This window comes from Paraglaciecola hydrolytica, from assembly GCF_001565895.1.
In the GTDB taxonomy this organism is placed as follows: Bacteria; Pseudomonadota; Gammaproteobacteria; order Enterobacterales; family Alteromonadaceae; genus Paraglaciecola; species Paraglaciecola hydrolytica.
In genome coordinates this window covers 17,652-35,084 of record NZ_LSNE01000003.1, presented here as the reverse complement: position 1 = coordinate 35,084, position 17,433 = coordinate 17,652, and the positions used below count along the sequence as shown (strand labels likewise).

12 protein-coding genes are annotated in these 17,433 nt (G+C 41.1%); 10 read left to right on the top strand and 2 right to left on the bottom strand.

Annotated features, from left to right (window positions below):
• On the bottom strand, positions 1-894 hold the full coding sequence (locus AX660_RS02680) for an acyltransferase (RefSeq protein WP_068372180.1): 894 nt from the start codon (positions 892-894) through the stop codon (positions 1-3).
• A 139-nt stretch (positions 895-1,033) separates the two neighbouring features.
• On the opposite strand from AX660_RS02680, the gene AX660_RS02675 reads away from it, so the two are divergent.
• From AX660_RS02675 to recQ, 4 genes are all read left to right on the top strand, one after another.
• Positions 1,034-4,498 carry an MHYT domain-containing protein gene (locus AX660_RS02675; protein ID WP_327082840.1) on the top strand — a complete coding sequence of 1,155 codons (3,465 nt, stop codon included), beginning with the start codon at positions 1,034-1,036 and terminating at the stop codon, positions 4,496-4,498.
• Entirely contained in the window at positions 4,495-5,481 is a 987-nt protein-coding gene (locus tag AX660_RS02670) for a response regulator (RefSeq protein WP_068372177.1), read from the top strand. The genes AX660_RS02675 and AX660_RS02670 overlap by 4 nt, the downstream gene beginning before the upstream one ends.
• Positions 5,482-5,721: 240 nt before the next feature.
• The gene (locus AX660_RS02665) at positions 5,722-8,601 is read left to right on the top strand and encodes a M16 family metallopeptidase (protein ID WP_068372174.1); all 2,880 of its coding nucleotides are present in this window, start codon (positions 5,722-5,724) and stop codon (positions 8,599-8,601) included.
• Positions 8,602-8,684: 83 nt separating this feature from the next.
• Positions 8,685-10,871 (top strand): DNA helicase RecQ, encoded by a 2,187-nt coding sequence (recQ, locus tag AX660_RS02660; RefSeq protein ID WP_068372171.1) that lies wholly within the window; start codon positions 8,685-8,687, stop codon positions 10,869-10,871.
• A gap of 59 nt (positions 10,872-10,930) precedes the next feature.
• Here the strand turns inward: recQ and AX660_RS02655 are convergent, their stop codons facing one another.
• Positions 10,931-13,060 carry a hypothetical protein gene (locus AX660_RS02655; RefSeq protein ID WP_068372168.1) on the bottom strand — a complete coding sequence of 710 codons (2,130 nt, stop codon included), beginning with the start codon at positions 13,058-13,060 and terminating at the stop codon, positions 10,931-10,933.
• Between the two features lie 361 nt (positions 13,061-13,421).
• Between AX660_RS02655 and dusA the strand changes: the two genes are divergently transcribed.
• From dusA to AX660_RS02625, 6 genes are all read left to right on the top strand, one after another.
• Positions 13,422-14,426 carry a tRNA dihydrouridine(20/20a) synthase DusA gene (gene dusA, locus AX660_RS02650; RefSeq protein WP_068372165.1) on the top strand — a complete coding sequence of 335 codons (1,005 nt, stop codon included), beginning with the start codon at positions 13,422-13,424 and terminating at the stop codon, positions 14,424-14,426.
• A 241-nt stretch (positions 14,427-14,667) separates the two neighbouring features.
• On the top strand, positions 14,668-14,943 hold the full coding sequence (locus tag AX660_RS02645; RefSeq protein WP_068372163.1) for a hypothetical protein: 276 nt from the start codon (positions 14,668-14,670) through the stop codon (positions 14,941-14,943).
• Between the two features lie 643 nt (positions 14,944-15,586).
• Positions 15,587-16,246 (top strand): phage shock protein PspA, encoded by a 660-nt coding sequence (gene pspA, locus AX660_RS02640; protein WP_068372160.1) that lies wholly within the window; start codon positions 15,587-15,589, stop codon positions 16,244-16,246.
• Between the two features lie 85 nt (positions 16,247-16,331).
• Positions 16,332-16,532, top strand: coding sequence for a PspC domain-containing protein (locus tag AX660_RS02635; RefSeq protein ID WP_068372158.1), 201 nt, complete (start codon positions 16,332-16,334; stop codon positions 16,530-16,532).
• Between the two features lie 8 nt (positions 16,533-16,540).
• Complete coding sequence (locus tag AX660_RS02630; protein WP_068372153.1) at positions 16,541-16,885, top strand: hypothetical protein; 345 nt, start codon at positions 16,541-16,543, stop codon at positions 16,883-16,885.
• Between the two features lie 103 nt (positions 16,886-16,988).
• Positions 16,989-17,408 (top strand): copper chaperone PCu(A)C, encoded by a 420-nt coding sequence (locus AX660_RS02625; RefSeq protein ID WP_068372148.1) that lies wholly within the window; start codon positions 16,989-16,991, stop codon positions 17,406-17,408.
• Positions 17,409-17,433: the final 25 nt, after the last annotated feature.

The following is a 17,433-nucleotide window of genomic DNA, read 5'->3' as shown; positions in this document are numbered from 1 at the left end:
TTATTTCTGGCTCATGGTTAATTTTTGTAGTTCCTGATCTTTTTGCTGCCACAGGGAGCTTAACCACAGTTGAAACTTGGCTCGTTGCTCTGGGTTGTCAAAATAATCTGCCGCGAAAATGTCGTTTTTGATAAGTTCTTCGATAGAAAAAACCTTAATTTCCACGTTGATATGCTGGACTTTGCCACAAACAAATTGCCAAAAACTCGGAGTGCCTTGGGGATAATGTATGGTGACGTCTAATAGTTTATGCAGTTTGTCGCCCATGGCGCTTAATACAAAGGCCATGCCGCCAGCTCTTGGATTAAGTAAATGCTCGTAAGAGGCATTTTGTAGTTGTTTTTTGTGTTGAGTGAAACGTGTTCCTTCGACAAAATTCATGATGCTTACGGGCTTAAAACGAAATTTTTCACAGGCCTGACGGGTAACTTCTAAATCCTTACCTTTCAGTTGTGGATGTCTAGCTAAAAACGCTTTGTTATAACGGTGCATAAATGGGAAATCTAAGGCCCACCATGCTAGGCCTAATAAAGGCACCCAAATGAGCTCTTTTTTGAGGAAAAATTTCAAAAAAGGAATTTTGCGATTGAATACCCGTTGTAGCACCAAAATATCGACCCAGGAACGATGATTAGATATCACTAGATACCAATCGTTTAGACTTAAATCTTCATCTCCATTGACCTTAAAATCAGTGTTAGCCACGAGGTTTTGATTAAGTTTATTCACACTTATCCATGCAGTCGCACAACCATCTAATAAGTAAGAAATAGCGGTTTGCCACGGCTTAATTGGAATAAGTTTAAAAAATGACAAAAACACTATGGGTATAACCCAAAATAAGGTGTTAAAAAAGTAAGCTAAAATGGCCAAAATACCGGTAAAAACATGCATATATGCTCTAAAAAACCTATCTTCGAGATAACTAGGGCAAGTTTAACTAAAACTAACTTTAAGCAGAAGCATAAGTTCTGTTAGTCGCACATAACGATGAAAAAACCTCGTGTTATTTTAATGTAAATTAGTTGTTTTTATGAGTAAGTATTTATGCGAAAACCTTCTGCATGCCTTTAAAAACAAGGAGTTGTTAGCGAAAGTGATTGCAATCACTTTATTTTCACTTACACTCGATTCATGGTTTGTAGTTCAAAACTTCTCTTACATGCTAGATTTCATTCAAAACTTATTTAATTACCCTGACGACAGTTTGCTGGTTTACGGAAATTTCGAACCTGGCTTAGTTGTCTTGTCGATTGCCATTGCTATTTTTGCCTCATTTATGGGGTTTCAAATTTCCGCCCAAGCCTCGAAGAGTAATACTGCTTTTGGGCGCTACCTATCTTTGTCAACGGGCAGTATAGCGTTGGGGGGCGGGGTTTGGTCCATGCACTTTATTGGCATGTTGGCTTTTGATTTATGTACGTCGGTGGATTACAACTGGCGCATTACCTTGATTTCTATGGTACCGGCGGTGGCAGCATCTTGGGTGGCCCTTCACCTGATTACTCGTAATAAATTGGGTTTTGTCCAATTACTGATTGGCGGTCTATTAGTGGGGTCCGGCATTGGCAGCATGCACTATGTGGGTATGGCTGCGATGAAAATGTCCTTATTCTTACGTTATGATTTGTTGATGTTTTTAGTGTCAATTGTGGTCGCCGTGGTACTGGCGATGTTGGCGCTATGGATACGTTTTGGTTTAGCTTATGTTAAACATCGTTATTTTGATCAAAAGCTAATTACTGTGATAGCAAGTGTGGTGATGGGGTGTGCAATTACCGGTATGCACTACACCGGCATGGCGGCTGCGCGTTTTGTACCACCTCCCGGATTTGAGGTATCCAATCAATCAAGTGAAATCCCCGCGTATTTGGCTATTGGTGTGACGCTGATCACCATTATTATCAGTACCTTGGTACTGGTTGTTAACTTGGCTCTACGTTATAAAAACATTTCGATTAAGGCGAGTAATAATGAGCAACGCCTGCTTGCCACAATGGATGCAGCCCTTGATAGTATTATTACGATTGATGTCCGTGGTGTGATTGTCAGTACCAATAAAGCAGTAGAACAGCTATTAGGCTGGCAAAATGAACAGTTGTTGGGCAGCAATGTGCGCATGATTATGCCTGACACGCTTAAAAATGAACAAAATGACAATTTTCAAGGTTATCTAACCACTCGAGATGGTGAAATCATCGGCAATGGTCGTGAAGTAGAGGTGCTGCATAAAAATGGTGAATTAATTCCGGTACGGGTTGGTATTGGTCGTGTTGAAACCGAACATGAAAATCTGTATGTGGCTTTTATTTCCGACCTACGCCTACGTAATAAAATGGAGGCGGATTTACGGGAAAATGAAGCCAAGTTTCGCTCCATGATCAGTAATATACCCGGCATAGCCTATCGCTGCTTAGAACAGGATAACTGGCCAATGGAATTTGTCAGTGATGAAATTGAGCGGGTCACAGGTTATCCGGCTGACGATTTTTTGATGCCTAATCCCAAACGTAGTATCGCGAATTTTTATCATCCCGACGATATCGCTCAGATCAACACATGTGATACCAATGCTGAACAAGGTTTTCAACTTGAGTACCGCATTATTGACAAACAAGGTCAGCAAAAGTGGTTACTGGAATTTGGCCGTAAAGTTTGCAGTACCGATGGCAGTCCCAAATGGCTCGATGGTTTTATTATGGATATCAGTCAGCGTAAAGAAATGGAACAGCAACTGATCTTCGCTAAAGAGAAGGCGGAAACGGCCGCAGCGACTCGAGCGGCATTTTTGGCCAACATGAGCCATGAAATTAGAACGCCTATGAATGCGGTAATTGGTTTCAGTGACATATTGCTCGAAAGTGACGTGTCTGCAGAGCAGCAAAAATACTTAAATACCATTAATCAATCTGCAAAATCTTTAATGCATTTGCTCAACGATATTTTGGATAGCGCTAAATTAGATAAAGGCAAAATAGAATTAGAGCTGCGCGACTTTTCGTTGGTGGAAGAAATTGATGCCGTTGTATCAACCCTGTGGTTGCAAACCAAAAACAAAGGAATTGAACTCGAATTACATATTGCTCCAACATTGAATCACTATTATCACGGTGCACCTGACCGCTTACGTCAAGTATTGACCAACTTAATTGGCAATGCGGTTAAATTTACTGAGCAGGGAAAAATTAGCATTAGTGTTCAGGAGGGCGATGGGCAACTGATTGATTTTATGATTCAAGACACTGGCATTGGCATGAGTCAAACTCAGCTTGCCCAGGTTTTTGATGCGTTTTCTCAGGCAGATGCCACCATGAGTCGCCGTTTTGGTGGTACAGGTTTAGGTACCACAATCAGTAAACAATTGGTTGAATTGATGGGCGGTACTATCAGTGCCACCAGTGTATTAAATCAAGGCAGTACGTTTTCGTTTAGTTTGCCTTTAAAAGCTATTGATACATTAGGGTTTGTGGCTGACAAAACCAAACATGAACTACCGCCCTTGAGTATCTTAGTGGTGGACGATATTGAGCAAAATATTGAGTTGTTGAGTATTTTATTAAAACGGGCCGGACATAAAGTTCAAACTGCCAGAGATGGTGAACAAGCTTTGCTCAGAATGTTAAATCAAGGCATTGATATCGTACTGATGGATGTGCAAATGCCAGTATTGGACGGGCTAAGCGCCACCCAGCAGCGACGTGTTTATGAGCAGGAAAATCAGCTTCCCGCTTTACCTATTATTGCCTTAACCGCCAGCGTTTTAGCTGAAGATAAAAAAGCCGCTTTTGACGCCGGTATGAACGGTTTTGCCAACAAACCCGTCAATATTGAGATCTTAAATGCGGAGATTGCTCGAGTGCTTGGTATCACACTCAGTCACACTAGCGTGGCAGTCGCAAACAGTAACCCTAAGGCAATAATTGACGAAAAAACCGGTATTGTATTGTGGGGTAGCAAGGCGGTATTGTTTGCTGAAATTGCTAAATTTGTTAAAACTGCCGCGCAAGTAGAAGACAAACTTACACAAGCCATGAGCCAAGAAAATTGGCAGGAGCTAAAACATCTTGCCCATGGTTATAAGGGTGTCTGCGGAAACTTAGCCTTAAGTTCATTGGGGGAGGTATTCACTCAGTTGGAAAATGCGCTAAATGTTAAAGATGCCAGCATCATACAAACGGTCTTAAGCCAAGTGTATGTGTTGTTAACGGAATTAAGTACGCAACTTAATGAGACTCAACGTAGTGCTCAACAATCGCCACAACAAGTTGAATCAACTGACCTAACTCAATTTACCCTGTTGCTCCAGCAGGTTCATGAGATGGCCATCCACAGTGAATTTGATGAAGCATTATTCGCTAAACTAGCTCAACAAAGCCCTGATATTTATCGCTTAAAAATCGATAAAATTTTCCACGCGTTCAATGATTTTGAATTTGATTTAGCACAGCGTGAAATCAGTCTTTTGCTGGCACAGTTTGATGGAGGAGATAAATCATGATGGATAGTCGCTTTACGCTGCTCTTAGTAGACGACGAGCCAGTTAATTTACGTGTACTAAAACAAACCTTGGGTGACGAGTATCGCCTGATTTTTGCTAAAAGTGGCCTTGATGCACTTAAGTTGGTTAACCAAGACAAACCTGATTTAATTTTGCTTGATGTGATGATGCCAGGCATGACCGGTCTTGAAGTGTGCATCACCCTTAAACAAAGCCACGAAACTAAAAATATTCCCGTCATCTTTGTTACTGCCCTTAACGATGCCGTAGATGAAGCCAAGGGTTTGCATGCTGGTGCTGTGGATTATATTTCTAAGCCTATTTCTCCTGCTGTGGTAAGAGCGCGAGTGAAAACTCACTTATCGTTAGTGCAAGCAGACGAGCTCAAACGCACTCGCTTGCAAGTGATACAACGTTTAGGTCGGGCAGCTGAATATAAAGATAATGAAACGGGCATGCATGTCATGCGTATGAGTCATTTTTCCCAAGTGCTAGCTTTAGCCCTTGGTTATACTGCCACAGAGGCAGAGCGCCTTCTGCATGCCGCACCTATGCATGATATTGGTAAAATAGGCATCCCTGACAACATCATGTTAAAGCCCGGCAAACTGACTGAAGAAGAGTTTGCTATTATGAAAAAACACCCAGAAATCGGTGCTGAAATTTTAGGTGAGCCTGACTCTGACTTAATCAGATTAGCGATTTCGGTATCCTTAACCCATCACGAAAAATGGGACGGTAGTGGTTACCCAAAAGGCTTATCGGGAGAGGATATTCCTATTGAAGGGCGGATTGTGGCTTTAGCTGATGTATTTGATGCACTTACCAGTGTCAGACCTTATAAAGAAGCGTGGTCTATTGAACGCACCATGGAGTTTATTAAGGCCCAAAGTGGCAAACATTTTGATCCCAAACTGGTCGAATTGTTTGAACAAAATTTGGATGCAATTCTTTCCATAAAAGCCCGTTGGCAAGATGAGTGATTTCATTGTGGCGTGTTTGTATTCCTTTCTGATTTATCTTTTATTATCAGTTTGTTTGTCAATGTCATAGCCGCGTTGCCTAGTGCAAGTGTTAGTCTCTTTGCCTGATAAAAATATACCCTGTAAAACATCAGTTACATAAAGCCAACTCAGCTTCTGTCTGAGGCTTTATCTGCATTGCATAATGATGCATTATCCCCAAGCAAAAAATTAACCTAAGCCATAAAGGGAAATATAAGTATGAAAAAACATGTACTTCTAAGTACAGGAATAGTTTTGTTATTTGGCTTGTCAGCGTGTGACAGCAATACAGCTCCACAACAGCTTAGTACTAAAGCAAAGCTTGAACTGCCAGTGGGTATGACTAAAATAAATTCCGTGCAAAAGGCTGACGATGAAATTGTTATCCCTTTTACTCAATATGAATTGGCTAATGGTTTAACTGTGGTTTTGCACTCTGACAAATCCGATCCACTTGCTCATGTTGATATTACCTACCATGTTGGTTCAGGACGCGAAGAGCCCGGAAAATCAGGCTTTGCCCACTTTTTTGAACACATGATGTTCCAAGGTTCTGAAAATGTCGCCGACGAACAGCACTTTGGTTTGATCACAGAATCAGGTGGTACGCTGAATGGTTCTACCAATACCGACCGCACTAACTACTACGAAACTGTGCCCTCTAATCAACTAGAGCGTATGTTGTGGTTAGAGGCTGACCGCATGGGCTTTTTCCTTGATGCTGTGACGGTAGAAAAATTTGAAAATCAGCGTGAAACTGTTAAAAACGAACGTGGCCAAAATTATGATAATCGCCCTTATGGTTTATTACGTGAACGTGTAAATGAAGCCCTATTCCCACAAGGTCATCCCTATTCATGGCTCACCATTGGTTATATCGAAGACTTAAATCGTGCCGACTTAAACGATCTTAAAAAGTTCTTTTTACGCTGGTACGGCCCTAATAATGCCACCTTAACTATTGGTGGCGATTTTGATGAGCAACAAACCTTAGAGTGGGTGAATAAATACTTCGGTGGTATCCCACGCGGTCCTGAGGTAGTTGATCCAGAATATGTAGATGTTGTATTACCAGAAGATCGTTATATTTCAATGCAAGACAATGTGTCGTTACCCTTGATGTATATGGCTTTTCCGACGGTATACGCCAATCATCCTGATGAAGCACCTTTAGATGTACTGATGTCTATCCTAGGTAGCGGTAAAACCTCTTTACTCTACAAAAATATGGTTAAAAACGGTAAGGCAGTGCAAGCACAAGCAGGGCATAGCTGTGGTGAACTGAGCTGTCAGTTTAGTTTGTTAGCTTTGCCTACACCTAACTCTTCTCTCGCTGAGTTGGAAACGATAGCGCGCACTTCTTTAGTAGAGTTTGAAAGTCGTGGCGGTGCCAATGAAGATGATTTGGCTCGTGTTAAAGCCGGTATTGTATCGGGCATGGTGTATGGTTTAGAAAGTGTCAGTGGCAAAGTTAGTCAATTAGCCGCCTATCAAACCTATCGACAGAATCCCAATGCCATAGGTGACGATATTGCTCGTTATCAAAATGTCAGCAAAGAAGATGTAATGCGGGTTTATCAGCAATACATCAAAAACAAACATGCGGTGATCATGAGCATAGTGCCTAAGGGCCAAGCCGATAAAATAATTAAGCCTGATACATGGCAGCGGCTAGAGCGCACCTTCACCCAAGAACAAGATGAAAGTGCTTTAGTCTTGCGTCCAGGCAAGTCGGATTTTGACCGTTCAGTGGTTCCTCCCTCTGGTCCAAACCCCAGTATCAAAGTGCCTGATATCTATCAAGTGAGTACCACAAATAAGATTGCCATTTTGGGTGCGGTTAACGATGAAGTACCTACTACCACTATTCACTTACGTATTCCTGCAGGCCAAACCCGTGAAGACTTAAGTCAATTAGGACTCGCCGCATTAACGGCTGCCATGATGGGAGAAGGTACAGAGCAAAACAGTGCAGAAGACTTGTCGAATGAATTGCAAAAACTGGGATCCAGTGTCGACTTTAGAGCGGGTAATAAATATACAACCTTACGTATTCGTACTCTGACTAAAAATTTGGAACCAACTCTGGCTATTGCCCTTGAAAAGTTAACCCAACCTAAATTTACTCAAGACGATTTTTCTCGTTTGCAAAAACAGCAAATTGAAGGGTTAAAAACGGCTAAAAAGAATGCGAGTTCTCTAGCGGCAGAGGCCTTTAATAAGCTAGCTTTTGGCCACAATAATAGTTTTGCATACAGCAGCGGCGGTACGATTGAAACTGTTGAAAAACTAAACTTGGACGACGTTAAAGCTTTTTACAAGGCGAATTATGGGCCAGCAAAGTCAGAGTTGCTTGTAGTGAGTAATTTGAGTGAGCTCTCCATGTTAAGTGCTTTGCAAAACTTAAATTCATGGCAGGGCAATACTAGTGCCGAGCCTGCTATCAAAGCCTTTCCTGCTTTAGCCGCTGGAACCTTATATTTTATCGACAAACCCGAAGCGGCCCAGTCTGAGATCCGCATAGGTAAACGTGCCCTCAATTACGATGCTACTGGTGAATACTATCGAGTTGATTTGATGAACTATAACCTTGGTGGTGCCTTTAATAGCCGTATTAATCTTAATTTACGTGAAGACAAAGGTTATACCTATGGAGCGCGTTCATTTTTCTATGGTGATGATATTTATGGCTTTTATAAAGCACAAGCTGGAGTACGCAGCGACACCACAGCCGATTCGATAGTGCAATTTAGAAAGGAAATTTCTGAGTTTGCTGCAAACGGTATGACGGATGTGGAATTGCAATTTATGAAAAATGCGATTGGTCAACGTGATGCGCGAGAATATGAAACACCAGGACAAAAGTTGAGTTTTTTATCTGAAATTATGGAGTACCAACTGACGAGGAGTTTTGTTGATGAACAAAACCAGATTTTATCCAAAATAAGCAAAGAAGAATTAAATGCTTTAGCTAAAAAACATCTTAAGCTTGATGAAATGATTACTGTAGTAGTGGGTGATAAAGCCGCCATTATGGAAAGTTTGCAACCCTTGTTTAAGAATATTGTTGAAATTGATGAAGAAGGGAAGCCACTTTAATCTTGCGCAATGCGTTAACTTAAAAATCGTTATTTTTAGGTTAACGCATCCTCGTTTATTGGGCTTAACAGGGAAGAAATAAAGTGATTAATCAAGCGACTGTTATTCTAAAAAGCGTATTTGGTTTTGATCAGTTTCGAGCGTCTCAAGAAGCAATTATCGGCAACGTTTTAAATAAACAGAATACCTTGGCGATTATGCCAACGGGTGGCGGTAAATCTTTGTGTTACCAGATCCCAGGTACAGTATTTGATGGTTTAACCATTGTTATATCGCCACTTATTTCGCTGATGCAAGATCAAGTCAGGCAACTGAATGAACTGGCTATTCCCGCATGCGTGTTAAATAGTTCGCTATCGGATAGTGATTATCAAGATAATTTAGAAGCCATCAAACAGCAGCAAATAAAGTTGCTTTTTCTGGCACCAGAAACTGCGTTACAAAACAATATTCTAGAGCGGCTTACGCAATGTGATGTGGCGTGTATCGCCATCGACGAGGCTCATTGTATTTCGGAGTGGGGGCATGATTTTCGTCCCGAATATCGTCAGCTTAATAGGCTTGTTGAGTGTTTTCCAAAGGCTGTTTGTATTGCATTAACTGCGACTGCTACGCCAAGAGTGCGAGAAGACATTAAACGCCAGCTCAACATAGCTGACAGTAGTGAATACATTTCTAGTTTTGACCGCCCGAATTTGTTTATTGCAGTGGTACCTAAAGAAAACCCTTACCAGCAGTGTAAAAAGTTTGTTGAACAACACCCAGAACAGTCGGGGATCATCTATTGTCAATCCCGATCCGGTGTAGATGAACTCACAGCTAAGTTACAACAGGATGGGTTTTCAGCCCTACCTTACCATGCAGGATTGAGTAGTCTCAAACGTAGTGACTATCAAGAACGTTTTATCCGAGATGACGTCAATATCATAGTGGCGACTATTGCCTTTGGCATGGGCATTAATAAACCTGATGTACGTTACGTATTACATTACGATTTGCCAAAAAATATTGAAGGCTATTACCAACAAATAGGTCGTGCGGGCCGTGACGGTTTAGACGCCGATTGTTTGCTGTTATTTGGTTACGGTGACACGGGTAAAATTCGATTTTTTATTGAGCAGATGAGCAACGAGCAAGAAAAGCGTTTAGCTAATATACACCTTAATCAAATGTTAGCTTTGGCTGAAGCCGAAGATTGCAGGCGAACCCCATTGCTGGCATATTTTGGTGAAAAATCAGCTAAAAAAAATTGTGCAAACTGTGACAATTGCACTAGCGAAAGCCAAGAAAAATCTGATTTAACTGTGCCTGCGCAAAAGTTCTTGTCCTGCGTGCATCGCACCGGTCAACGTTTTGGTTCGAGTCATATTATTGATGTGTTGCGCGGCTCAAATGCTGAAAAAGTCCTTCAGAATCAACACAATTTATTGTCAACTTACAACATTGGCAATGAGTATAATAAGAAGCAGTGGATGGCGTTGGCACGGCAACTAATCCAAAAAGGGTTACTCAATCAAGAAGAACAATTTGGCGGGTTAAAGCTCACGCAAAAAGCCGCGGATGTATTAAAAGGTAAGGTGCCATTTTTTGCGTTGTTGCAACAACCTGTCGCTGTAAGTAGCCACTCTTCTAAAGCGCTCCCTAACCCTGGTGACCAGCAATTGGTCGCCATCTTAAAAGCTGATCGCAAGCAGTTAGCCGATGCAGCAAACTTACCTCCTTACGCTATTTTCTCGGATCGTACCCTCAACGAAATGGCTTATTACTTCCCTCATTCTCAAGAAAGCCTGTTGCGTATACATGGAGTAGGTCAAGCCAAGTTAGATAAATATGGTCAGCATTTCCTTGAACTTATCATTGAGTTCTGCCAGCAAAATGATATTCAGGAAGTCGCCAATACTCAAACTGCCAGCAAAACAACCGTAAGTAAAAGCAGTGCAACCAACTCTAATAGTCGTAGCGCGGAAATAGTCAGTGCTTATCAACAAGGCCAATCTATTACATCTTTGGCGGCACAATTTAAGGTAAAAGACGGCACTATCCTTAATCATTTATACCGTTACGTTCAGGATGGACATAAGATTGCAAAACCCAAACAACTATTAGAACAATCAGGTTTGAGTCAAGGCGAGATTGATTTAGCGGTAGCAGCATTTACAGAACATTCCCACGAGCGTTTGAGGCCTGTTTATGATGCTTTGAATGAACAAGTGAGTTATGACCAGTTACATTTACTTAGAATTTATTTTGTCAATCAGTTGGCTGAATAACGAGAATTCTAACTGGCTCAGCAGCGCTTTCGAGCTCTAACACCCCGAACGTTCAAGCCTTACTCAAATTCATACTTTTTGCGTAAGCGCATACGCTCGCTGTCTATTTTACTGAGCAGTGCCTGAATAACCGGTTTGTCGCTTATATCATTAAGCTCATAGCGCATCTCTTCCAGACCCCACAAACCAATGCCAGAATCTTCTGGCAGTTGTTGCAATAAGCTTTGTGCCTGCTCAAATTGCCCAGCATAAATCGACAAGGCAAATTCAAATGCAGGCATGTCTAGATAAAAATTATAAGAGGCAGGATGAGCTAATTTGTATTCTGCTATCAGTTGTAATACTTGTTCGGCCAGTTTTTTTGCTTGTTTTGTATTGCCCAATTTGCGCAAAAAGCTAATGTAAGAGACCGTAACATCTAATTGCTCAATTGAGGGCGTAGGTGGGATCAATTGTTTGACTCGTCTATTTAGCTCACCAAGCTGTTCACTCTTTTGCGCCATGTCGATTAATACCATGGCGTCTTCTGAATAAATGTTGAAATATTGATTAGGTACCAATGCATTCCACAACTCATCAAATGATTTGTTGGGCAAAGGGAAACCATTAAAATAAGCCGCGGTGTAACTATAGGTTGCCCAGTATCCCTTACTGCTCATATCGATATTGTCTAACAACGTTTGGGCGCGCTGGTGTAGGCCTAGTTTGTTTAAGTAATAAAAATATCCATGAGTGGTGCGTTGGTTGGGGTTGTCTTGATAAAAGCGTTGCGCGGTCAATAACCGTAGCTCAGGGTTTATGTATGAGACGTAACGAGATACGTCTTCTGTTGTGGCATTTTGTTTAAAATCTTGCGCGTCTGCAGGTGACAAACAACGTAGCACAAAATATTGTAGGCGGTTTTTGTAGACTAACTCAATAGCTGAAGGGGCGATACTATCCACAAATGTTGCAAGGTCTTCGCAAGGTGTATATTGGAATGATAAAGCCATAAAATACGAAATCTGAAATTCAGAATCATAGGGATAAGCCCGCATCGCCTTTTGGTAAAGTTGCAAGGCTTTGTCAGTCAATTGGGCAAAATCATCGTAATATACTGCCAAGGTGAAAATGGCATCGCGGTTTAAAGGGTCGAGCACTAAGGCTTGCTCGGCAAAGTCAATAATCTGCTTATCAGTTACATCATCATTTTCAGTGTAAGACACATCAGCAACCCCCACGTAGGCGGCTAAGCCCAAAATAGCTGATGTATCAGGATACTGTTCAAGCAAAGTATTTAAGATAAGTTTGGCCTGATTAATGTCAGCGGTTGTATTACGGTTTGCTAGTGCACGGGCGATAACTAACTTTTCAACGGCTTTATAATCGAGCTTATCAAGAGCCGCTGCATAGCGGTCATCCTGATGGATCAGTTTAAGTTTAAGCGCCGAGGCCACTTGATCACTGACTTCTTCTTGCAATACAAACACATCTTCGAGTTTACGATCAAAGGTATCTGAGAAAAGGTGCGCCCCTGATTGAGCCTCAATCAATTGTACGGTTATGCGTAAATTGTCCTGACTTTTGCGCACGCTACCTTCAATCAAATAATCGGCCTTGAGCTCTGCAGCAATCACGGTTAAATCTTTTTGCACATTTTTATAGGCAAAACTGGTGGTACGCCCTAGTACTTTTAAATCACGAATTCGTACCAGTGTATTAAGCAGCTCTTCGGTCAGGCCATCAACAAAGATGTCTTGCTCGGGATCATTACTCAAGTTTAAAAAGGGCAATACCGCCAGCACTTTGGTTTGGTTTTGGGCAGTAACTAATTCAGCTTCCTGCACTACTGGTGTGGCAGCAGAAGATAACCAAAATTTATCGACCGCAAGATAAACCAGCAGTAACGCCACCACACTCAGCAACAAACGATTAATTTTTTGCCCGGTTTGCTTGGTGATGGAAGTACCTTGCTCGACATCACTGGTGGGGCGAATTCCCTCTGGGGTCAATTCAAAGGCCCAAGCAAAAATACAAGCAATAGGAAAACCTATCATTAGCACCACGGTAACAATAGTGCCAAACATAGTGGGTAATTGTAGATAAGGGGAAATGACGGAAATGATTTGAATCACTAACCAAGCGGTGACCAGATATACACTGGCGACTTTTACTACATTACGGCGTTTAAGTTCCTTGAAAAATGTCATGATGTCCTGTGCTTATATTTATCGTGAATTCATTTCACATTGCTCGCAACCGCAACCGCAACTGCATGGCCGCACTCAATAAAGTATTAGTACTTGTTATATCACCAGTTATTATTAATGTGAATGTTTGATTGAGTGAAAATAACGATAAACAATCATGTGCGCCTAAAGTATTTTTACAATAGTTTCAATAATCAAGCGAACTACTATTAGTGACTTTTACTTAGGATTTATTTTGTTAGTCAGATGGCTGAATCACTAGCTTTGATAGGATCTCTTTAGCCTAAATAAGCTTCTCTAGTGCTGACAGGCGAAATCAGCTAGAATGCGCGCCCTAAATTTTACATTGGCGAGGCAAAAAATGAGTAAAGCAATCAATCGCACTATTTCTGTTGCGCCAATGCTCGATTGGACTGATAAACATTGCCGGTATTTTTTACGCCAGATTTCCCAGCACGCGCTGTTATATACCGAAATGGTGACCACGGGGGCGATTATCTTTGGTAAGGGTGACTATCTAAGTTTTAATTCTGAAGAACACCCTGTTGCTTTGCAATTAGGTGGTTCTGATCCTACAGACATGACTAAGTGTGCGGTCAAAGCCCAAGAATATGGCTACGATGAAGTCAATATTAATGTAGGTTGCCCTTCAGACCGAGTACAAAATGGGCGTTTTGGCGCGTGTTTAATGGCTGAGCCGCAAGTCGTCGCTACGTGTATTAGAGCTATGCAAGCTGAAGTGGATATTCCAGTCACCGTTAAGTCACGTATTGGTATTGATGAAATGGATGAGTACGAAGATCTCACCCGTTTTATTGAAACCGTTGCACATGGTGGTTGTGATACTTTTATCGTACATGCTCGTAAAGCCTGGCTAAAAGGTTTAAGCCCAAAAGAAAACCGCGATATTCCACCCCTGTTGTATGACCGTGTTTATCATTTAAAAGAGCAATTTCCGCACCTGCACATTAGTTTAAATGGCGGCGTGAAGACTCTCGATGACGCAGCATTACATTTACAGTTTTTAGACGGTGTAATGATAGGCCGCGAAGTCTACAGCAACCCCTATATTTTGGCTGAAGTTGACAAACGTTTTTATGGCGATGCCCACCAAGTAAAAAGTCGTGTTGAAGTGGTAATGGCTATGCTGCCGTATATCGAACAACAAATAGCTCAGGGGGCGCGGGTATGGAATATTGCTCGTCACATGTTAGGGTTATTTCAGGGGCAGGCGGGTGGCCGAATATGGCGTCGTTATTTAAGTCAGCAAGGAACAAAAACAGGGGTCGGCTCCGAGTTACTCACTGATGCATTGGATCAATTACTGGAAACCCAGCAGAAAGCGGCGACATTTTTACAATACTAAATTATTCAGTGTCCAGTTTGGCTAAATTGACTAAGTAGATGGTTAATTTAACCAAAATGTATTTTTGAACGTAATTCAACCACAGCTAAAATGCAGTTATAAAATAAAAAATCCTTAAAAAACATAGTGATACATATTTTTTCCAATTTGGCACAACTATCGCAATAGTTATTGCGACTTAAGCAATAACTATCTAGTAATGCTTAAGATAGTTTTTAATTTAACCCAAAAGGAAAATATCATGTTCATTAAATCTAAAATCGCAGCAGTAGCCTTAGTTTCTAGTTTAGTTTTTGCTGCTGGCGTACAAGCAAAAGAAATGTCTGTTGAAGACTACGTAACAACTTTAGTGACTCAAGCAGTACAAGTAGCGTCGCAAGAAGTTCAGTATAGTGTGCAAGCAGCGGTATTAACGGCGACTAATTCTTTAAGTTTTAACGAAGAAAAGACCTATATTGCGAAAGTGACCATTACTGATATCAAAGTAATTGAGGCCGATAAAAACGAAGCAGAGTAAGGAGTATTAATATGATGAGTCATATGCCCTTACTTTATTTGTCCCTAGCGCCAGTACTGGCATACATCTTAGGTGCAGTGGTCTTTAGCCTAATAGGCTTAGTTCACAAAACGCCGATGTGCAGTCGTCAGTCTGTCTCTGTTAATTATCGAAACGGTCTCTAAAAGTTGTATTGACCGTTTCTTTGCGATTGAATCCTGCTTTTTTTATCTCCCTCGTTTTAACCCTATTTTATTTTCAAGCCCATTTTGTTGTTATCAGCCCTGCGAGCGTCAATTTTTGCGTGATGATTAAACCTATGTGTTGTGTAAAAACCATTGCAACTGGATGTGTGCAGCAAAGCTAGTGCTTCATCACTGACTAAAGAGAAACTGCAACACGCCTTCGTTTTAGCGCCCTATAAACAACGATCAATTTGAGTTTAAAACGCCTTTTTCATTTTTTAGTCAAAAACGCTAAACAAGTGGCTATATTGGCCATTTCTATTTTATCTAACTTGAGCGATCATTACTTAATATTGATATTGTCCTTTAAAAACAATGGTTTAATCAATTTATATGGTTTGGCATGGGATTTGTAATAGTAAAGTACTAGTGAAATTTACCCCGCTAGAATACTTATTAATCTTACTGGAGAATTCAAAATGGGAATGTTGTCAAGAATGTCAGACATAGTACAAGCCAACCTTAATGCCATCTTAGATAAGGCAGAAGATCCGGCAAAAGTGCTGAAATTATTAGTGCAGGAAATGGATGAAACCTTAGTTGAACTTCGCTCTGTAGCGGCATCGCATTTAGCGGAAAAAAAGCGCTTGCAACGTAAAACAGAAAAGACTCAACAGCAAATTGAAAACTGGCAGGCCAATGCTGCATTAGCAATGGATAAAAATCGCGAAGATCTTGCCAGAGCCGCCTTAGCAGAAAAACATACGTGTCAACAACAGCTTAGCGGTTTTCAGGCTGAATTGGTGACCGTTGAAGAGTCTTTAAGTAATTTACAGACTGATACTGCTAAGTTACAAGAAAAGTTAGCTGAGGCACGTGCTAAACAAAATTCATTTGTAGTGAGAGAACGTTCAGTTACGGTGCGTTTACAAGCTAAAAATAATACCAGTGCTGAGAAAATTGACGCTGCAATCAATCGTTTTGAACAGTATGAACGCCGCATTGACGACTTAGAGTCGCAAGTTGATGCTTTTGATTTGTTACGTTCATCACAGAATCTGAGCAGCCAGTTTGTGCAACTCGAAGCTGAAGAAAAAATTGAACAAGAGTTGGCCAAATTACGTAAAAAAGCGGCTTAGTGAGTGTTTAGTATAGAAATAATGCTGGCTGTGGTAACGCTGAGTTACCACGCGCTGAAACTTTAAAATGTTCGAGGATAAAAAAATGAGACAGTACTTCGATGTTAACAGATTGCACAGAGATACCCTGAATAGCAAAATCTCAGGTGTATGTGCTGGATTGGCTAAACATTGGGAACAACCACGTTGGTTAGTCAGGGTTGCTGCTTTGGTTTGCTTAGTTATGTTACCTGTAGCGACCGCCGTGGCTTATTTTATGGCCGTGTTGCTGCTACCTACACGCTGAGTTAAATCATGATCAAGAACCTGATTTTGGCCATTTTGATTGCGATAGTGCTAACCGTTTGTGTTGGTTCAATCGCGACACAGTGGCTTGATCTGCGTGTGCAAATTGACCAACAATGGGTAGAGCCTTTTATGACTATTTTACTAATTACAGTGGTGGTAGCTATCTTGGTGATAGTCGGGTTTGCGGTGGCTGTCAGTGTGTTTGGCGCTCTGTTGTTTGCACTGTGTGCAGGCTTAGTCGGACTATTTATCGCAGGGCTGAGTGTCTTTTGGCCGGTATTGCTGATTGCCTTTATAATTTATTATCTCGTTAAAGATAAAGATGATAAACGCCGCCACAATACTTATTAGTAGTAAAAAATTAGCGATTAAAAATAGTCTAATTAAGAGTTGGCAAATTATCCTGAATTACTGAATAATTCTAAATTGAAACAACTAGTTGTATGGAATTGAAATGATTAAATGGATAAGCTTGTTTTGCGCCTTTGTTCTTTTGCCTTGTCACGCAGAGTTAGTGGTAAAAGATGCCACTTTACGTTTGTTACCTCCTGGCGTTCCTAATTCTTCAGCTTATTTTGCACTTGAAAATACTGGTGATATAGCTGAAATCATCATTAGCGCCGCAGTAAGTACTGATATAGCCCGCAGCGTAGAAATACATAAACACGTGATGGACGATGATGGTATGCACATGGAACGTCAAAATGAACTCACAATAGCGGCCGGCCAGAGTATTCAATTTGTGCCGGGTGGTTTGCACTTGATGGTGTTTGGTTTAAAAAAACCATTGGTTGAGGGGCAAAGTGTTAACTTTAATCTGAGCACTAAGGCAGGTTTGCAGGTGTCATTTGATGCTATAGTGGTTAGGCCGTAATAACGTATATTTCAATTTAAGGGGA